Source organism: Pontibacter pudoricolor, assembly GCF_010092985.1.
GTDB lineage: Bacteria > Bacteroidota > Bacteroidia > Cytophagales > Hymenobacteraceae > Pontibacter > Pontibacter pudoricolor.
Map to the genome: position 1 here is coordinate 460,385 of NZ_CP048106.1, position 18,168 is coordinate 478,552.

16 protein-coding genes are annotated in these 18,168 nt (G+C 48.1%); 4 read left to right on the top strand and 12 right to left on the bottom strand.

Annotated features, from left to right (window positions below; all coding sequences use genetic code 11):
• Window positions 1–472: 472 nt before the first annotated feature.
• The gene (locus GSQ66_RS02005; protein WP_162425923.1) at window positions 473–1,585 is read left to right on the top strand and encodes an alanine racemase; all 1,113 of its coding nucleotides are present in this window, start codon (window positions 473–475) and stop codon (window positions 1,583–1,585) included.
• 331 nt (window positions 1,586–1,916) lie between these two features.
• On the opposite strand, the gene GSQ66_RS02010 is transcribed toward GSQ66_RS02005, so the two are convergent.
• The 5 genes from GSQ66_RS02010 to GSQ66_RS02030 all read right to left on the bottom strand — a co-directional run bounded on the left by GSQ66_RS02010 (window position 1,917) and on the right by GSQ66_RS02030 (window position 5,741).
• Complete coding sequence (locus GSQ66_RS02010; RefSeq protein WP_162425924.1) at window positions 1,917–2,492, bottom strand: hypothetical protein; 576 nt, start codon at window positions 2,490–2,492, stop codon at window positions 1,917–1,919.
• A 69-nt stretch (window positions 2,493–2,561) separates the two neighbouring features.
• The gene (locus tag GSQ66_RS02015) at window positions 2,562–2,717 is read right to left on the bottom strand and encodes a hypothetical protein (protein ID WP_162425925.1); all 156 of its coding nucleotides are present in this window, start codon (window positions 2,715–2,717) and stop codon (window positions 2,562–2,564) included.
• A gap of 386 nt (window positions 2,718–3,103) precedes the next feature.
• A complete protein-coding gene (locus GSQ66_RS02020) occupies window positions 3,104–3,832 on the bottom strand; it encodes a hypothetical protein (RefSeq protein ID WP_162425926.1) in 729 nt (242 codons plus the stop codon).
• Window positions 3,833–4,061: 229 nt separating this feature from the next.
• The gene (locus tag GSQ66_RS02025) at window positions 4,062–5,096 is read right to left on the bottom strand and encodes an SDR family oxidoreductase (protein WP_162425927.1); all 1,035 of its coding nucleotides are present in this window, start codon (window positions 5,094–5,096) and stop codon (window positions 4,062–4,064) included.
• Window positions 5,097–5,108: 12 nt separating this feature from the next.
• Window positions 5,109–5,741, bottom strand: a complete 633-nt coding sequence (locus GSQ66_RS02030; RefSeq protein WP_162425928.1) for a hypothetical protein — start codon at window positions 5,739–5,741, stop codon at window positions 5,109–5,111.
• Window positions 5,742–6,214: 473 nt separating this feature from the next.
• Between GSQ66_RS02030 and GSQ66_RS02035 the strand changes: the two genes are divergently transcribed.
• Window positions 6,215–6,454, top strand: a complete 240-nt coding sequence (locus tag GSQ66_RS02035) for a hypothetical protein (protein ID WP_162425929.1) — start codon at window positions 6,215–6,217, stop codon at window positions 6,452–6,454.
• 31 nt (window positions 6,455–6,485) lie between these two features.
• On the opposite strand, the gene GSQ66_RS02040 is transcribed toward GSQ66_RS02035, so the two are convergent.
• From GSQ66_RS02040 to GSQ66_RS02065, 6 genes are all read right to left on the bottom strand, one after another.
• Window positions 6,486–7,877 (bottom strand): alkaline phosphatase family protein, encoded by a 1,392-nt coding sequence (locus GSQ66_RS02040; protein WP_162425930.1) that lies wholly within the window; start codon window positions 7,875–7,877, stop codon window positions 6,486–6,488.
• The gene (gene eboE, locus GSQ66_RS02045) at window positions 7,870–9,102 is read right to left on the bottom strand and encodes a metabolite traffic protein EboE (protein ID WP_162425931.1); all 1,233 of its coding nucleotides are present in this window, start codon (window positions 9,100–9,102) and stop codon (window positions 7,870–7,872) included. Before eboE ends, GSQ66_RS02040 begins: the two co-directional genes overlap by 8 nt.
• 11 nt (window positions 9,103–9,113) lie before the next feature.
• Window positions 9,114–10,322: a 3-dehydroquinate synthase gene (locus GSQ66_RS02050; protein ID WP_162425932.1), complete on the bottom strand. Its 1,209-nt coding sequence runs from the start codon at window positions 10,320–10,322 to the stop codon at window positions 9,114–9,116.
• Between the two features lie 18 nt (window positions 10,323–10,340).
• On the bottom strand, window positions 10,341–11,252 hold the full coding sequence (gene eboC, locus GSQ66_RS02055) for a UbiA-like protein EboC (RefSeq protein ID WP_162425933.1): 912 nt from the start codon (window positions 11,250–11,252) through the stop codon (window positions 10,341–10,343).
• 1 nt (window position 11,253) lies between these two features.
• A complete protein-coding gene (locus GSQ66_RS02060; RefSeq protein ID WP_162425934.1) occupies window positions 11,254–12,180 on the bottom strand; it encodes a TatD family hydrolase in 927 nt (308 codons plus the stop codon).
• 65 nt (window positions 12,181–12,245) lie between these two features.
• Window positions 12,246–13,136 (bottom strand): EboA domain-containing protein, encoded by an 891-nt coding sequence (locus GSQ66_RS02065; RefSeq protein WP_162425935.1) that lies wholly within the window; start codon window positions 13,134–13,136, stop codon window positions 12,246–12,248.
• 273 nt (window positions 13,137–13,409) lie between these two features.
• On the opposite strand from GSQ66_RS02065, the gene mug reads away from it, so the two are divergent.
• Entirely contained in the window at window positions 13,410–13,973 is a 564-nt protein-coding gene (gene mug / locus GSQ66_RS02070) for a G/U mismatch-specific DNA glycosylase (protein ID WP_162425936.1), read from the top strand.
• An 817-nt stretch (window positions 13,974–14,790) separates the two neighbouring features.
• Here mug and GSQ66_RS02075 read toward each other — a convergent pair.
• Window positions 14,791–15,810, bottom strand: a complete 1,020-nt coding sequence (locus GSQ66_RS02075; RefSeq protein ID WP_162425937.1) for a transglutaminase domain-containing protein — start codon at window positions 15,808–15,810, stop codon at window positions 14,791–14,793.
• Between the two features lie 379 nt (window positions 15,811–16,189).
• Between GSQ66_RS02075 and glgP the strand changes: the two genes are divergently transcribed.
• Complete coding sequence (gene glgP / locus GSQ66_RS02080) at window positions 16,190–17,842, top strand: alpha-glucan family phosphorylase (protein WP_162425938.1); 1,653 nt, start codon at window positions 16,190–16,192, stop codon at window positions 17,840–17,842.
• Window positions 17,843–18,168 lie beyond the last annotated feature (326 nt).

Sequence of the window (18,168 nt, forward strand, 5' to 3'; positions counted from 1 at the left end):
CCAGTTATAAACTATAAATAATGGCTTCTCAGTTTCTTGATATGATTCATTTGGTGTGCAAACACGACATGAAGTGTAATTTTGTTGTTTAGCTTGAAAAAGTGAGGTTGCCTCATTCCGTTCCCTATAATGATAGCTTTCATGGAATTTAGTTCCAGAACCTGTTATAAAAACAGTTGGTGAATTGGCGATATTATGTTGCTTCCATTCATTTTCTATTGTGATGGCATATGATATATAGGCAATAAGTGAAAATATAAAGAGAAGTAGCTGTTTATTAATTATAAAATGGCTTTTATGGTAATTTGTTGACCGCATATTAATTCCAATCGTGTAAATCAGTTCGTGTAGAGTGCTAATCGTGTTTTGGAATTTAAATATAGAAAATTTCAAATTATAACCTCTCAAACTACAAAAGCATCTTTCCTCGAATCTTACTAACTTCACGGTTTTACTTTACCCGATTCTAACCATGAAAATTACCGCCCCAACCCTGCTGCTTGACAAAGAAAAATGCCAGCGAAATATCCGCATGATGGTGGGGAAAGCGAAGCGTAATAATCTCAGACTGAGACCGCATTTTAAAACGCACCAGTCGGTACAGGTAGGCGAGTGGTTCAGGCAGGAAGGGGTGGAAGCGATTACGGTTGCGTCATTGCGCATGGCGAGGTACTTTGCCAACCATGGCTGGACCGACATTATGGTGGCCATACCTGTAAATGTGCTGGAACTGGAAACTATCAACCAGCTGGCTGGCCGCGTACGCCTGCACCTTATAGTTGTGAACGAAGAAGTGCTGCCTGCGCTGCAACAGGGCTTACACCACAACGTGGCTGTCTGGCTTAAGATCGATACCGGCTATCACCGCACCGGCATCCCGGCCACCAACTATAAAACCATCGACAGCGCGCTGCAAACTATAGCTGCTTCCGATAAACTGGAGTTCCAGGGTTTTATGGCTCATGACGGGCATACCTACAAGCAAACCAATGCCGAAGCCATCCGCGCTATTCATAAAACAACAGTAGAGTTACTTAACCAGCTTCGCGGCCGCTACAAAGAACAATTTCCGGGTCTCCAGCTCTCCATCGGCGATACGCCAAGCTGCAGCATCCTGGAAACTATAGTTGCCGTTGACGAGATCAGGCCCGGCAATTTCGTGTTTTACGACCTGACGCAACAGCACATCGGCTCTAACAACTATAACCAGATTGCCGTGTGCATGGCCTGCCCGGTAATTGCCAGACACCCCGAGCGTAACGAGCTTATACTTTACGGCGGCAGCGTGCATTTCTCGAAAGACGTGTTGCCGCAAGCGGATGGTAGCAGTTTGTTTGGAAGGGTAGTGGAATTAACAGAAAACGGCTGGTCGGAGCCCGTGGAAGGTATAAACCTGGTGTCATTATCACAGGAGCATGGTATAGTTAAAGCTATACCAGAGCAGTTTGCAAACTATAAGGTTGGCGATATCATGTACATTTTACCCATCCATTCGTGCCTGACTGCGGACATCATGAAAAGCTACCTGACACTGGACGGTGAGCGGCTGGAGCATTTGTCTGGGTTGCCGGAGAGTTATTTGTAGTGTATTTGTATCGGCTTACTCACTTATTTAGGATTTACAGGCCTGTCGATATAGCGCCCTCGCTCATGTCCCGCGAGTGTGAGTAACCCACGGCTTCTGGCCACTTTAAACTATAGTTCTGGCTGCTGCACTACAATACTAAACTATGTGGAGGGCCGCCATAAGTAGCTCACACTCGCGGGACGCGGGCAAAGGATTACTGCCGTTAGTTTAGATTTAGCCCAACTATCGGCATAATCCTGCCCCTCCTTAACCATCCTGAAAATCCTGATTCAGACAAAAAAGAGACGCAACGTATTGCGTCTCTACATATGCTTAAGGTATAAACTTATTACCAGTCGTTGCTGCGTTCGTCGCGGTCGCGGGCGTAGCTGTTATAGTCTGAGTCGTAATAGCCGCCACGGTAGTAGCCGCTCATGCCATAAGGTTCGTTGTAGTTGCCTCCTGCAGAGCGACGGGGCATGTACTGGCCTGCGGAGCCATAATCGCCACGGGTGGCACCGTATTCGTTTCGGCGTGGGGTGCGCTCGTAGCCACTGCCCATGTAATTGCCCCGATCACCACCAAAGCTGTGGGTGGTATAGTTGTCGCGGTCAAAGTTATAGTTTCGCTGGTCTGGTCGCTGCGGTCTGCCTGGTGTATAATCCCCATACAGGTCGTGCTCACGCCGATCATAACTGCCCGCGTTTTGTCCATGGCTGTCGTAATCGCTCAGATTCCCATATCGTATGTGATGGTCATGTTCTCGTTCATAACCGGCATCGCCAGGGTTTCTGCCATGGCCGCTATCGAATTGCGAACCGGTATGAAACATGCGCTGAGAGCCATAGCCAGCGCGTGATGAACCAAACCCCTGAGCTCCGCCATAACTGCCCATATTGCCGTAGTTCTGCGATGTTGCATACAATTCTGTACCTCGATTTGCTACGTGGCGGGAGCCCCCTGCTTCGTCACCCTGGTTCCCGAAAGTGCCAGCCTAACCTTCGTTGTCATAGCCACCATGTGCGGCATCACCATAGTCATCGAAGCTATATCTGCCACTGGCCTGGTTCGGGTGTGGGTAGCGCTCCGGGCGATGGGTGCGGTAATTTCGCTGGTCTCTGTCGTATCGGTCTGATGTGTTGTAATTCATAGCTTTAACGTGTGTATAGATGGAAAATGCTTCTGATTAAATAAACGGCAGGATAGCGTGCAGGTTAGTGGATAGTGTGGAAATGTAAAGTCTATAGGTAGTTAAGTGGAAAAATATGCTCAATCCGGACTAAGTGACCACCATAAACGGGAAACGGGTAGTGTGAAATAGTATTCGGGGCGATTGGAATTTCAATGTTATTTTAGGTCGTCTTCCTGTTGGTATCTATAGTTCCTGTCATGTTGTGCTATGTCTTTTCTTCTATAGTTATTCTGGTTACTGCCCAAGTATTGTGAGTATAACCAGGTATAACAGCTCTGACCAATGCACTATAAAAAAAGCCCCGGCAGCAATGCCGGGGCTTCTACGAATTTTGTTTTAGCGCCTTATTGCCTGTAAAGTGTAATAGCTTTATAAGCGTTGTTTATCGGGCTGTAAGTTTCGATCAGGATCTCGGAACCAGAGGTGTTAAACGTTACCGTTGAATTTGTGCTGTATTGCACACCAGTTACGGCATCTGCTGCAGTGCCATAGTTCCAAAGTGCCTCAGCGCGGTATTTTTTTCCGGCTGGCACAAGATTACGAAGGAAAAAAGTACTGTTCAGAGTTACATATCCTTCGGCAACGGCCTCAGACCAGTCCGGGGTATTGGCCACTTTAAATACAAGGCCCTGTCCGGTGGCGGTAAACTTAAGTGTACCCTTGTCATTCGCCCATTCTCCTTTAAACGGCGACTCGGGAGTCCTGAAGCTTACTTCGTTGCCATATGTTACTTGTCCGTTGCTGATGTAATAACCACGAACAAAGTATTCTGTATTGGCCAGCAGGCCTGTAAGCTGCGCGCTGAACGAGCCGGTGCCGGAGCCTGCTTTGTGTACCTCATTATCGATCCGTGGTCCGCCAAAGGTGTTCCAGCAAATGCCTTTTTCCTCCACCGCAACCGCCTTGTCTAAATTAAGGTCTACGGATACGCTTGCATAGCTTGGGCCGATCTGAAAAGCTTCGCTGGTGCGAAATTCTACTTCCGGTTCTGCGACCTCTTTATCATCGCAGGCTGTAAAAAATAAAACACTAAATACGAGTAACAGCAACGATCTGAGTACTGATCTTGTCATTGATTTTTAGTTATTAAATGATGAAATGGTTTAATAAAGAGCGCTTTAGCAGAGTTGAAAACAGAACTTTTATCTATTTTATTGCACTGATACTACGCTACATAACACTAATTTACAACAATTTATTTTCACTCTGAAAAGCTGTTAAAGCAAACGTTGTAAAGTTGTTTAGCAAACTATAAATAAATTCATATAGTTCATTTTTAAGATCTTCATTTAATAAAGCTTTTTAGTAATTATTATCATTGCCAATCCACTTCTTCAGGGCTATGCTTCCGAGTAAAACTCCACCTAAAGCTGCAGCTGCAGATAGAATCTCCTTTTTATGCATGCTTAGCCATAGTTGCGGCGAATTATAGGTTGCTTCCGAATCGAATGTGCCATGTGCGCCATGGTCGCCGGGTATTGGTGCCCACAGGTTGTTTGGCCGGTTAGGGTCTTCCGGTATGTTGGTCTGCTGACCATCGTAACCCGTTTTAGCCAGTACCCAGTCGCCTACTTCCGGTGCTATCTTGTCGCCAACTATAGCCTGTACGGTAGGGTAACCCACGTACACCTCGCGGCGTTCGTTTTCGGCGGCGTAAACTATAGCTCTGGCGGCTACTTCGGGCTGGTAAATCTTGCCCATGGGTTTAGGCTTGTTGGGTAGGCGGGTCTTCACAAACTTAAACTGGGTGGTGTTCATGGCTGGCAACTGTACCATAGTTGCCCGTACGTTGGTCTTGTCGTGCAGCAGCTCTGATCTCAGCGAGTCGAAGAAGCCCTGAATGGCATGCTTGGAGCCGCAGTACGCCGACTGTAACGGAATGCCACGGTAGGCCAGCGCCGAACCAACCAGCACGATCACGCCCTTGTTGCGGGGCAGCATGCGCTTTAAAGCAGACAGCGTGCCGTACACCTGGCCCAGGTAGGTTACTTCGGTCACGCGTTTGTATTCTTCAGGCTGCATCTCCTTTATCGGGCTGAAGACGCTGTTCATGGCATTGTTTACCCAAACCGTTATCGGACCCAGTTGCTTTTCTGTTTCTTTAGCAGCATGCTCCACGGCAGCTGCATCCGCAACATCAACTATAAAATAAGCCGCGCGGCGGCCGAGAGCTTCAATCTCGTTTTTCGCACTTTTCAGGCCGTCTTCGCCCCGCGCCAGTAACGACACATCGTAGCCGTTCCGGGCAAATTCGCGAGCTATGGAGCGACCCAGTCCTGCCGAAGCCCCGGTTACCACTACCACCCCCTTGCCTTGCTGTTGTTCGTCTGTTCTCATCGTGTATGTTGGTTAGTTGCTTTTGGTCTCGGTCTGGTGCACCAGGTAGGAGGTAAGTTTGTTCCATTGCAATGCCTGCACCCCGGCCCAGCCTCCTTCGGCCAGCAAGGTGTTGGCAAGCCCGCGGTCGCCGGCCTCTTCGCCCTTGTTGTTTATTGCTTCGTTCTTCCCAATCTCGTATGCGGTCAGTTTATTTCCTCTCAGCTCCACCCGGAAAGTGCTGCTGGCTTCTTTTGCAAAAAAGTGTTCTGTTACGTTTTTATTTCCAGGTTCTGGCTGTGGCTTCTCGCTGGGGTGAACTATAAACTCGGCCATGTTTTCCTCTTCGTGCACGTCCGTTACCCGCACCCAGTTCTCTGGTGTCGGCCCCGGCAGGTTTATCCGGATGTAGCAACCGGGCATGGTAAGCGGGCCACTTATCTCGTTGCCGTGTTGGTCGTAAAGTACAAATTTAGAGTTAATGCCCGGCAGGTCTGACCAGCGGTTTATGTCAAATAGTTTTCTCCTGGAGTCCTCAAATCCCTGCCGTGCCGAGGCCGCGTCGGGGTAGGTGTTGTCGGTGCTGTACACTTTGTCTTTCGAAGCATCGCCCTTCAGCACTTCGGCTTCTTCCTTTATTTTGTTGATGATGTTTTTCAGTCCCATATGTTTTCTGTTTTAGCTTTTCCTGTTACTCCTGACCTTAGAGTTACGCGACTGCATACCATGTGGTTAGTAAAGAGCTGGCAGCAACTATAGTTATAGCAGCCCAATCTGTTTAAAACTCAATCTGAATGGACCTGACATTATGTCTTGTGTAGTATAGTAATAGTAGAATATGAAATAGTTATGATGTTGTTGTTAAACTATAGCTACAGGTTTCTGTCTGGCATAGAATGCAGTTTTGTAAGTAACCTGGGGCTTTGTCAGCACTCTGTTTCGGGTTTACAGGAGCAGATAAGTAGAAACCGCCATGCAGAAGAAAAAAGGATGCCCCTTAGGATACCATTTTGCACTTCCTGCACTTAAATATAAATTAAAGCTAATATTTATCAAATTGAATATAAGTGATTGATTAGGAGATTTATAAACAGAAAATTAAACCTTTCGTTTTATAAGATAAAACAGGCTTTGTTACGATGTTGGCAGAATGGATAACTGATGACTTCTGGGCGGGCTTTGGTATCATTGGTATCATCATCGGATTGGTACTGCTGGTATTCTATATCTGGAGCGTGGTGTGGGCTTACAAGGATGCGAACCGGCGGGGCAAGCCGGGCTGGCTGGTCGCCGTTCTGGTCGCGTTGCTGTCGTGGCCGCTGGGGCTTGTGCTCTGGCTGTTGTTTCGGCCAAACACCACAACCCTCTCGCACGAATAAAAAAAGAGCAACCGGTTGGTTGCTCTTGCGCTTAGTTATGTACAAATTGTTCGGCCTGCAGATGTTGGAGTATCACCTCAAAAACATCGGTTGCCTGTAGCTCTTTTCGGGGTAACAGTTCCTTTTGCCTGGTCAGTAATACCGGCCATTCGCCCCTGTCTTCGGGCACTCTGCCATGCGAGCCTTTAATCAATGTAGCGTCCAACGGAATCACATCCATCAGGGTCCGGAAGCCGAGTTTTTTCTTCAACAGCTTCGTGCCGAGCAGTGCCTTCGGGAATTTTATAGTTGGGTTGATGAACAACTCCACCGGGTCGAAGCCCGGCTTTTTATGGATGTCGACCATGCGGGCATAGTCTGGAGCTTTGGCATCATCGAGCCAGAAGTAGTAAGTGAACCAGGCACCTTTATCGGCAATAGCTACCAGGTCGCCACAGCGCTCATGGCCCATTCTATACTTGTCGCGTTCATCGCCGGCCAGCACTTCCTGCACGCCCGTTACACCGGCAATCAGTTCCTTCACTGCTTCCAACTCATTCGGGTCGTTTACATAAATATGCGCTACCTGGTGGTCGGCTACAGCAAAGGCTTTGCTGATCCCGGCGTCCAGCAACTCGGTGCCACGCTCATCGCGCACGGCAATGTAGCCTTTCTCGCGCAGCACGCGGTTCAGGTGCACCGGTTGGCTCACATCCGAAATACCGTATTCCGAAACTATAATCACCTGTGCTCCTTTGGCTTCATAGAATGTTATCAGGTCTTCGCAAACGGCATCAATCTCATTTAAGTCTTTGGCAATACGCGGGTCGCTGGGGCCGAAACGCTGCAGGTTGTAGTCCAGGTGGGGCAGGTAAATCAGCGTTAGGGTCGGGTTATACAGGTCATCGGTTATCTTAGACGCATCTGCAATCCACTTGCTCGATTTAATAGACGTGGCCGGCCCCCAGTAGTTGAACAGCGGGAAAGTGCCCAGTTTGGCTTGCAGGGTATCGCGGAGCTCGGCTGGTTGGGTATAGCAGTCGGGTAACTTGCGACCATCTGCCAGGTACTGCGGGCGTGGTGTTAGCGAATAATCGGCACTGGAGTACATGTTGTACCACCAGCACATATTCGAAACTGTGAAGCTTGGGTCCATGGCTTTGGCAACTTCCCATATCTTGGGGGCTTGTATCAGTTTGTTCGACTGGCGCCAGAATTTGATCTCGCATTCGTCCTTAAAATACCAGCCATTGCCAACAATGCCATGCTCTTCAGGCCATTTACCGGTCATATAAGTTGCCTGAACTGAGCAGGTAACCGCTGGCATGGCAGGTTGTATAGTTGCCTGCTGGCCCTGATCGGACCAGCGCTTTAAAAAAGGGGTATGTTCGCCGATAAGGGAGCCGGAAAGGCCCACTACGTTTAAAACTACGGTTTTACGCATTTTCGTTTACTTGTATCTGTTGCAGTACCCACTCCAGTTCGCGGGCAATAGAGGTGGTTAAATCCGATTTCAGGTCTTCTGGTAACACTTCCCAGGTGTAGGTCTCTACTTCCAGGTGTTGCGTCAGCTCCGGGCGCTCTGAAATATAGTTGAGCACCGTTTCCACATCGTCCTGGGTAGAGTTCAGGCCGTTATAGGTTGAAGTGAAGAGCGGCACATGGAAATGGGTGCGCCATTCAGCAGCGGTTGGTTTCTGGATGTGTTGCAGTGCGTATGGCAGGTCGCTATAGTAGTTTAGCTTGCCAAACACATCGCGTTCTACCACCTGGTGCAGGTACGTCGATTCAGCAAAAGGCTGTAGCTTTTTGGCCAGTTCGGTGCGGGCTGCTTCGCCGGTAGGCAATTCGGTCTTTAAAGCTGCGCTCAGCTGTATCTTGCCAATCTGAATACCAGCGGCCTGTAGTTTGGCAAAAGTGTCTTCAGGAGCTTCGTAAGCCAGCGCAAAGTGGCACACATCATAGCAAACCCGGATATGATTCAGTAAAGCGTTTACCGCATCATCCGGAGACATGCCTTTGGTGCAGGCCAGGCGCTTGCAGCCGATGTATAAAAGCCATTTCTGGTAAAAATGGATGACTTCCTGCGTGTTTTCTAACAGGCCGTCCGGTTCCGGTTCAATGTCGATGTGGATGGTCTTGCCTTTGCTTTCTTTCAGGTAGAGTAGCTCTTCAGTTACCATCGCCAAATGCAGCGCCGATACTTCAAACACTTCCTTAAAACGCTCTTTGTTAAAGCCCAGCCACGGTTTGTAGGAGAGAGGCGACGTAGAGATTCCGCCTTCCATGCCTTCCGGCAATAGTTCAGCCAGAATGTAAGCCAGGCGTATGGTATACGCCAGTCGGTTCTGGGTGGTCCAGTCGGGTTTGTGCACGGCATCCTTTACTTCCTGGTTATGAAAACTGCCATACGGGAAACCGTTCATCGTAAACACATACAATCCTTCGGCATCCAGCCAGCTTTTAAACTCCGTCAGGTTGTTGCCGATCAGCAGTTCCTGGCTTGCCAGGTTAGACAGGCGCAGGCCAACACCAAAAGGCGCATCCGGCGACAGCTGCTTTTTAACTTCAGGTAGGTATTGTTTCAGGCTTGCAAAAACATCTTTCCAGTTTTCGCCGGTGTGAATATTGGTGCAATAGGTAAGGTGGGTGCCGTTTGGTAAAATCATGGCTAAGGGTATTATAAGGGTACTACAAGTTCTGTCTCTTTTGATTCAGATAAAATATTTGATGAAAGTTGATGTTGTTTTTGCTGCAGCACTTTTACTGCTTCGGTAACTATAGTTTCGTTGATCTGATGCACTTCTACGCCATGGCCTATTTCATCCAGCAGCATAATGGTCAGTTGCCCGCCCAAGTGCTCCCGGAACTCGGTCAAGCCTCTTAAAATGCTTAGTTGGCCGTTTTCTATAGTTGACAGATGTTCTGTGTAAAGTTCGAAGCCGAGTTTGTGGAGCAGGTTCAGGATATCATCGCATGCAGTTTCTGAAAGCATTCCTTTTAGGTTTGCATACACCACATCCAGGGCAATGCCAATGGCTACTGCTTCGCCGTGGCGCAAACTATAGTTGCTGAGCTGCTCCAGTTTGTGGGCCGCCCAATGGCCAAAATCCAGCGGTCTGGAAGAGCCGAACTCAAACGGATCGCCACCACCAATGTGCTCCACGTGCATTTCGGCGCAACGGTGGATCAGGCGGTTCATAGCGCGCATATCGCGTTGTTTCAATAAACTGGCATCGGCTTTTATACTATGGTAGAAGCTGGCATCTTTTATCAGGGCTACTTTTATAGCTTCTGAAATGCCGCTTCGCCAATCCCGTTCATCTAAGGTTAACAGGAAATTGCTGTCGTTAATGACGGCTACCGGAGGCGAAAATGTGCCCAGGAAGTTCTTTTTGCCAAAGGCATTCATGCTGTTCTTTACACCCACACCAGAATCATTCTGCGATAAAACCGTAGTTGGAATGCGGATAAGGCGGATGCCGCGATGGGCAATAGCCGCTGCAAAACCAGCCAGGTCCAGCACGGCGCCACCACCAATGGCTACCAGGTAAGAATGACGGCAGATGCCGTGTTGGTTGATGCTTACCAGTACCTGTTGCAGCACTTCGGGGTTGTTTTTGCAGGCTTCGCCGCCCGGTATGATAAGCGGTTTGGCAGCTAACGTCAGTGCATCGGCGTGAGTCGTCGTATAGTTTTGGATAGACTGCAGCAGGAACGGATGCGCTTCGGCTACGCCGCTATCTATCACAAAAAATACTTTTGCAGGTGCATGGCTGCTTTGTTGCACCACATCGCGGAGCATAGCGTTTTCCTGCTCAAAAATATCTTCTGTAAAATAGATACCGTACTTAAACTGCACGGCAAAAGATTGTTGAATTGCTCTCATAAAAGCCTTAACTATAGATCAGGTTACAGCGAAGCGTTTCGCCATAAACATCGATACTGGTAACAATAAAAGAACTGCTAAGCCATACTGCCAGCCGGCAAATCCAGCGGCAATGCTTGCGTTCATTACGATCAGGGCCAGAATACCGGCCTTTACGGCACGCATAATAAACTGCGGCTCCGGCGACGGCATAGCTCTGAACAAGGGCGGAAAAACGAGGTACGCAAACAGCGCCAGGAACGGCAAACTATATGCTAACGAAAACTGCGGCAATAAGGCTAAACTGGCAATCCCGGCAAAAACGATTAGGTACAATGCGACCGCGCCTTTTAGTGCCTTTGTGCTGCCCCCGTGCACTTCGCCGCGACTGATCATGGTGATGGCTGAAATGTAAATAATAGGGATAAATGCAATGAACCATAGTTGCTCCAGTGCAGCAGGTATAGCACTTACACCCAGCAGCAGGTTACCGCCACGGCAACTCCCCATGTTGATAGGGCCCAGTATCGGGTGGTGTTTGCCTTTCCAGTCGTAAAGCACGGCCAGGCCGGCAACTATAGCGGCGATAATGGCACTCACCAAAGAAACCTGTAAAGCGGCAACTATACCTATTGTTAAAAGCAAAGCGCCCAATATTGATGCCCCTGCTATAGTTGCTTTTCCGCTCGGGATAGGTCGCTCCGGTCGTTCCACACGGTCCAGTTCAGCATCAAACACATCATTAAACACCACGCCGCCGCCATACAAACCAATCGTTGAGATGATAAGCCAGGCCAGGATCTCAAATCCATTCTCCGGAAAATCTCCCCGAACATGTGTGAATGTTAAGACCACTGCGCCCGATGCTGCGAAACCCATCAGGATATCGGCAATGGCGGTTACAATGTTGGCTGGCCGCATCAGGCGTATGTAAGCTCCGAATGTGGTCATGCTAACGGATGATGTTGGAATCAAAGATCGGGTTGGTTCTGATCTCGCCTATAGTTGGCAGCTGTCCGCCACGCAGGATAGAGTTATTGAACAGCTTCTGACTTTGGTCAATAGAAGTATTATCCATCCAGTCACTTTCCTTCATCTGCCCGCTCTGGCCAAAAGAGTCCAGTGCATTCTGGTAGCATACTTTATGAATATCATCGATGCTGATGCCTTGTTCCAGCATTAAAGAAGCTGTCTTAGGAACAGCCAGCGGATCGCTGATGCCCCAGTCGGCTGCGCTGTTGACGATAATGCGCTCAGAACCATATTGCTTCACGATCTCTACCATGCGCTCGTTGCCCATTTTAGTGTTCGGGTAAATGGTAAAGGCGGCCCAGAAACCACGCTCCAGCACATCGCGCACAGTTTCTTCGTTGTTATGGTCCACGATCACCATGTGCGGATTAAGTTTATGCTCCAGAGCCACTTCCATGCTGCGGATGGTGCCCGCTTTTTTATCGCGGTGCGGGGTATGTATCTGTACCGGCAGGTTGGCTTCTTTGGCCAGGTCCAGTTGTAATCTATAGTATTTGTCTTCGGCAGCAGTCTGGTCATCGTACCCGATCTCTCCAACACCCACCACGCCCTCTTTGCAGATGAACAGCGGCAATAGTTCCATTACTTCCTCAGCCAAGGCTTCGTTGTTTGCTTCTTTAGAGTTCAGGCCAATGGTACAGTAATGCTTTATCCCAAACTGACTTGCCCTGAAACGCTCCCAACCAATCAGACTACTGTAGTAATCTTTAAAAGAACCCAGCTCGGTGCGCGGCTGTCCCAGCCAGAAAGCAGGTTCTATAATGGCCACGATACCGGCTTTCTGCATCGCTGCATAGTCGTCGGTGGTGCGGGATGTCATGTGAATGTGTGGATCGATGAATCTCATATTCAAGGTGTTCATTAGCGTATGGGGTTTGGTTCGGGTGATTCTTTATTGTTGATGGTCTATAGTTAAGCTGTGATCGCTTTCTGACTGATATGGCTCCAGTTTAGTTGCCCTTCTGAGATCTTTAGTTTTAACAGCGGGTGTTGGTTCAGTAAAGCTTGTGCTTCCGGGTAACCGCTTTGTGCGCAGGCCAGGGCAGCGGCTTCGTGTTCGGTTTCGTTCTGGCTGGCAAAAAGCTTTTTAATGTCCCGGATGATAGTTTGATTAATGTGCGGCCCAACCGGGCGCCATAGTTCGGGTGTTACGGTGCGTCCGGCAGCCCAGCGCTCGTGTGCGTAATCTGAGAGCATTCGGGCCAGGTCGGAGTTAGTGCGCTCATCCAGTCCATAGATTTTTTGCAGCGACTTGCCCGTGAATATCGTTTTAAGCACCATCTGGTTCCAGGCAGCTTCTGTAAAGTTCTCGGAAGGGTAGGGGTTATTCAAAGCGATGGCTTCGTACACGTTACCCATGTTGGTTCGGATGCCTTCGGTGGCCTGTGCAACAAATTTTTCAGGATGCGGCAATAGTGGCAAGGCAGCATATAAGGCTACCAGTTCGCCCATATCAGCGGTCCCGAACAGCTTCAGTATGGTTTTGCTATAGTTGTCGGCGTTTTCGTGCGGCAGGCTTAGCAAAAGTATAGTGCGGGCTAGTTGATCTGTAGTCCAGTGTCTTGGGGTAAAACCTTTACGCAGCTGGTTTGCCTGCTCCAGTTCTTTTTGTGTCAGGCTTAACGTAGATTTGCCTACATAACGAGGTGCGGCACTGAAGGGTAAGTATAGCTCTTTTCCTGTTTCAGACGATTTCACCAGGTCTTTTTTTTCTTTCAGCCACTTCGCAGCCTCAGGCGTAGCCTGGCGGTTGAAAAGTTGTTCCAGAAAAGCGATAGTGGTTGGTAGAATGTTGCTATACACTGTTTCGTTCGGTTAGGAATCTGATCGGTAGCCGGTAACACGACTTAATTTTCCCGGAGGCGTACGTTCGTACATCAACTGGTTATAAGAATAGCTTCCGACTATATTTGGTTTTGACTAAGTACGACTATAAAATCAGAAGGTTGAGCCAAATTGAATTAACTACAACCCATGTTATGTGTCGGAATTGTATTTAAATATGAATAAACCTATATGTTGGCTTGTTTGTGACATTTTGACTGCTGCACTTATAAAAAGAATAGTATAAATCCGATGATGAGACCGACCAAAGCAGAAGTTGCTGCTGCACAGAACAGCACCATCCGCGATGTAATTGCGCCCGATCTGGATGTATTGTTCTGTGGTATCAACACCGGTTTATATTCTGCTGCCACCGGGCATCATTTTGCCCGCCCGGGTAACCGTTTCTGGCCAACGCTTTATCGGTCAGGTTTTACGCCGCGCCTGTTTGCACCCGACGAAGAGCTGGAACTGATTTCTTTAGGCTATGGCATCACCAATATTGTGGACCGGGCTACAGCTGCCGCTGCTTATCTAACGATAGATGAGTTGCAACAGGGCGGCCTAAACCTGGAGCGAAAATTACAGGTGTTCCGCCCAAAAGTATTAGCCGTTTTAGGAATATCCGCATACCGCACTGCTTTTAACCAACCCAAAGCCATACTCGGCCGCCAACCAGAATTAATTGCTGAAACTATTGTTTGGGTGTTGCCGAATCCCAGTGGCTTAAATGCGCATTTTCCTCCAGTTAAGTTAGCTGAGGTTTTCAGGGAGTTTCGGTATGAGTTACAGCTTTTGGGGTTGAGTGATTTATAGTTGGTGTTTACTTCACCTCAGCATTTTCCTAAAAACAGGGGGAGGGAGCTTGGCTGTCGTTCTATAGTTGCCGTTGTCCAACCACCCCTTTGTCCCTCAGCGCTACGCTTGCTACCTTCGAGATCGCTCCCGGTAGGCTTTGGCGGAGAATTTATAGGTCATTTGCTATAGTTGGAGCTATTGTTCTATAGTTTCAGTTTTACCCCTTCCCAACCTTCCCCTAACAACAGGGGAAGGAGCTTTTTAGTTGTCGCAATAGTTGTAGTTATCGTTTTATAGTTGCGGTTTTAACCCACCCCTGCCCCTCCCAGGAGGGGAATTTCTGTTATAGTTAAAGCTTAGCTATCGTTCTATAGTTACAGACCAGGATCGGACAGGTCGCGACCTGTCCCTACGGAATTACAAACACGATAAGGCGATGCAACTATAGCTTCCCCTTTAAACTATAAGGTTAACTATCGAACTGATCACAGTCTTTGGGTTGAGCGCCTTTGCTTTGTTGCGGTGCCGTCAGGCAACCCGAGGAACGAGGGTAGCAAGAAAGCAGCAGCGCGATGCCCGAAGACGGGGCCTCCCGGCCGTGAGGGCACCAAAGCAAACTATAGAACAGTAGGCAAGTAGAGCTCCCAGGATCAGAAGTGGCTATGAAAGAAAGGCTTGTTTCGGATTGTAGAGCATTCAGATTTCTCACAGCTGCGCTGGCTCTCTTCGACTCGCGTCTCAAGAATGTTCGAAATGACAAAAGAGTAACTATGCGAAAATTAAGATCCCTCGGCTAACACTCAGGATGACAATAGAAACGATAGAACTATAACCGCTACCCACCAACCTTATACTCCATAAAATAACTGTAATTCCCTTTACTGCCTTTTTTACGGGCCATAACGGCGAGGCTGCCTTGGGCTGGTTTTACCTGGATGGTGTGGTTGGAGCCTTTTGTATCAAAGTAAAACCATTGTTTGTTATTTAGCACAAGCAATTCCACATCTTCGGCAGTAGTGAACGACAAACTATACGGTTTTCCGGGCTGCAGTTTGCCGTGCAAAGGTGCACTTTCTACTTTTATGGGTAAGCTGGTGTTCCAGGTAGTAGCTACTGACTGCAGTTTACCGCTGGTGAGTCCATTCAGAACTTCTGATGCATTAATTCCCAGTTTAAAAAGTGATTCTTCCACGGAAGTTAATTTTTCATACTCAGCAAGCGTGATCGGTTTTTCAATTTGCTGCCATTTAGGGTCTTTCGGCAGATGGCTGAACAAAAAAGCATGTGGATCAACATCAAACCAGTAAGGTGTATAGTTAACGAGGGTTTTTAGCTTTCCATTCACCATTCTGGCGCTTCCTGAGCCCCAGGTAACATCCACTAAACGCCAGTTCCCGTTCAGGAACACACTGTTCCAGGCATGATTTGTTCGGTTAAAGCGCTTGCCCGGAGCATATCCATACCCTTTGGCATATCCGCTTATAGTTTCCACTTTCAAACCCATTTCCTCTCCCAGGGCTTTATAAAGACGGGCATAACCATCACAAACAGATATGCGGCTCCTCAAAACTGCTTCAACCGAATTGTCTCCGAAGTTGCCGGCATTATACCCGTTGTCGTTGTAGCGGATGTTGCGGGCAATCCAGGCAAAAATGATTCGGGCGCGTTCGTAGTCGTTGGTTGCTTCTTTGTTAAGGTAGGCGGCAAGGGTTTTTACATCTTTGGAGTACCGTGCGTCGGTGGCAAAGGCAAACTGGTCAAGTTGCTGTAAGCGTTTCGGGCCTGGTAAATTAGCTGCTGCAGCCTGACCTATAGCCACCGCTACAAAAAGCAGCATCAGTTGTAAGCGCAGCAAAAAATGCCGGGATTTAAACCTGTATATAAAGGACAAAAGATGCAGGGTAGAGCGCATATACAACTATAAGTAAGTAAACTATAGGCTACAATGCCGGTTGTAGCAGCATCGGTTCAACTATAACGACACATTTAAAGCGCCAAGTATACTATTCCGGGACCATTATCCTAAAATATAAAGATACTGAAGCAGTTACAGGCATGTATTTTGTGAATGATTTGGTTGGAGCGGTTCGGGGTTGTAATCTTGCAGTGCCTGGCTAAACCTTATTTTACCAGTTGGTAGAATTTTATCAAGTCAGAAAAGTAACATTTCAGGTTTGTGACAACTATAGAAACTATAGACCTGACTTGTTGGTTTTTATTTAAATTTTGAGCCTATGACACAATATAACAGGTGGTACCACCCGTACGATATTGACGAAAAATACAATAAGAGAGTAGCCTACTTCAGCATGGAGTACGGTATAGATCAGGCCTTTAAGATCTATTCCGGAGGGCTCGGTTTTCTGGCTGGTTCGCATATGCGCAGTGCCCATGATCTGCGCCAGAACATGATCGGTATCGGAATGCTCTGGAAATATGGGTATTACGACCAGGTGCGCCACGACGACCAAAGTATGCGGGCCCAGTTTCAGAAGAAATTCTATACGTTCCTGGAAGAAACCGACATCACTGTTTCTGTTGCTGTTAACGGCCACCAGGTAAAAGTAAAGGCGCTTGTGCTTAAACCGGAGGTGTTTGGCACTGTGCCTATGTATTTCCTGACCACCGATATTCCTGAAAATGATTACCTGGCCCAAACAATAACGCACAGGTTATACGACCCCGAAATGAGCACCCGCATTGCCCAGAGTATTGTGCTGGGTATAGGTGGTGGTAAAGTGGTGGAAGCGCTTGGCGGAGCAGATGTTTACCACATGAACGAAGCGCATGCCCTTCCGCTATCTTTCTGGTTGCTTGATAAATACAGAAGCGTGGAAAAAGTGCGCGAGCACATGGTGTTCACAACGCATACCCCGGAAAAAGCCGGTAACGAAGAGCACGACATCAACTTCCTGGACAGGATGAGCTTCTTTAATGGGACTCCGCTGGAAGAAGTGCGAAAGTTAACCCACATGGACGGCCATTTATTTAACCATACGCTGGCTGCCCTGCGCCTTTCAAAAGTAGCTAATGGGGTGTCGCAGTTGCATGGCGAGGTAGCCCGGCAGATGTGGAATGAGAAGCACGGAATCTGCGAAATAAAAGCTATTACCAACGCACAGCATGCCAATTACTGGACCGATGATGACCTTTGGGATGCCCTGCAGACTGGTAACGACAATGCCCTGGTTGTGCGCAAAAAGGAAATGAAACACCTGCTCTTTAAGATTGTATCTGACCAGACTGGCAAGCTGTTCAGCCCTGAAGTGTTAACTATAGTTTGGGCCCGGCGCTTTGCCGCTTATAAACGCGCCGATCTCCTGGTCCGTGATTTTGAGCGCTTCCTGCAGATAATCAATAATAACGAGCGTCCGGTGCAGGTGATATGGGCCGGCAAGCCTTACCCTTTTGATGAAGGAGCGGTAAATACCTTTAACAAGCTGGTAAACCTGTCGGAGAAACAGCCGAACATGGCCGTTTTGTCTGGTTATGAAATGGAGCTTTCGCGCAAACTGAAGCAGGGTTCTGATGTTTGGCTTAACACGCCACGTCGTCCGCGCGAAGCATCAGGCACCAGCGGCATGACCGCATCTATGAATGGATCGATAAACTTTTCGATTCAGGATGGCTGGTTGCCGGAGTATGCCCGCCACGGCGAAAACAGCTTTATCCTGCCCATAGTAGATACCAATCTGCCGGAGCATCTGCAGGATTCAGAAGACCATAAAAACCTGATGCATATTCTGGAGCACGAGATCGTTCCTGCTTATTATCATGATCGGGGTAAATGGCTCAGCATTATGAAGCAAAGTATGTTTGATGTGTTGCCGTTCTTCGGTTCTGACCGTATGGCGCATGAGTATTACGAGAAACTTTATAGTTATTAAACTATAGTAACATTTAGTAAAAGCCGCTTTGTTATCAGCAAAGCGGCTTTTTGTTTATATAAGAATGATGACTTTTCTGAGTTTTTAATTTCTCTTTTGTCATTTCGAACATTCTTGAGACGCGAGTCGAGAAGAGCCAGCGCAGCTGTGAGAAATCTTATGTGTTCTATAGTTTCTCTTTTGTCATTTCGAACAGCGTTAGAAATCTGAGTGCTATAGCTGCAGTTACAACCTAGCCTTTTCTTTCATAGCCTTCTTTAATCCTGGGAGCTCTATGAACCTACTGTTCTATAGTTTGCTTTGGTGCCCTCACGGCCGGGAGGCCC

What these genes read in the sequence shown, in the direction of transcription:
- GSQ66_RS02005 (WP_162425923.1), top strand. Translation starts at nt 473, where the DNA reads ATGAAAATTACCGCCCCAACCCTGCTGCTTGACAAAGAAAAATGCCAG.
- GSQ66_RS02015 (WP_162425925.1), bottom strand. Translation starts at nt 2,717, where the DNA reads ATGAATTACAACACATCAGACCGATACGACAGAGACCAGCGAAATTAC.
- GSQ66_RS02020 (WP_162425926.1), bottom strand. Translation starts at nt 3,832, where the DNA reads ATGACAAGATCAGTACTCAGATCGTTGCTGTTACTCGTATTTAGTGTT.
- GSQ66_RS02025 (WP_162425927.1), bottom strand. Translation starts at nt 5,096, where the DNA reads ATGAGAACAGACGAACAACAGCAAGGCAAGGGGGTGGTAGTGGTAACC.
- GSQ66_RS02030 (WP_162425928.1), bottom strand. Translation starts at nt 5,741, where the DNA reads ATGGGACTGAAAAACATCATCAACAAAATAAAGGAAGAAGCCGAAGTG.
- GSQ66_RS02035 (WP_162425929.1), top strand. Translation starts at nt 6,215, where the DNA reads ATGTTGGCAGAATGGATAACTGATGACTTCTGGGCGGGCTTTGGTATC.
- GSQ66_RS02040 (WP_162425930.1), bottom strand. Translation starts at nt 7,877, where the DNA reads ATGCGTAAAACCGTAGTTTTAAACGTAGTGGGCCTTTCCGGCTCCCTT.
- eboE (WP_162425931.1), bottom strand. Translation starts at nt 9,102, where the DNA reads ATGATTTTACCAAACGGCACCCACCTTACCTATTGCACCAATATTCAC.
- GSQ66_RS02050 (WP_162425932.1), bottom strand. Translation starts at nt 10,322, where the DNA reads ATGAGAGCAATTCAACAATCTTTTGCCGTGCAGTTTAAGTACGGTATC.
- eboC (WP_162425933.1), bottom strand. Translation starts at nt 11,252, where the DNA reads ATGACCACATTCGGAGCTTACATACGCCTGATGCGGCCAGCCAACATT.
- GSQ66_RS02060 (WP_162425934.1), bottom strand. Translation starts at nt 12,180, where the DNA reads ATGAGATTCATCGATCCACACATTCACATGACATCCCGCACCACCGAC.
- mug (WP_162425936.1), top strand. Translation starts at nt 13,410, where the DNA reads ATGATGAGACCGACCAAAGCAGAAGTTGCTGCTGCACAGAACAGCACC.
- glgP (WP_162425938.1), top strand. Translation starts at nt 16,190, where the DNA reads ATGACACAATATAACAGGTGGTACCACCCGTACGATATTGACGAAAAA.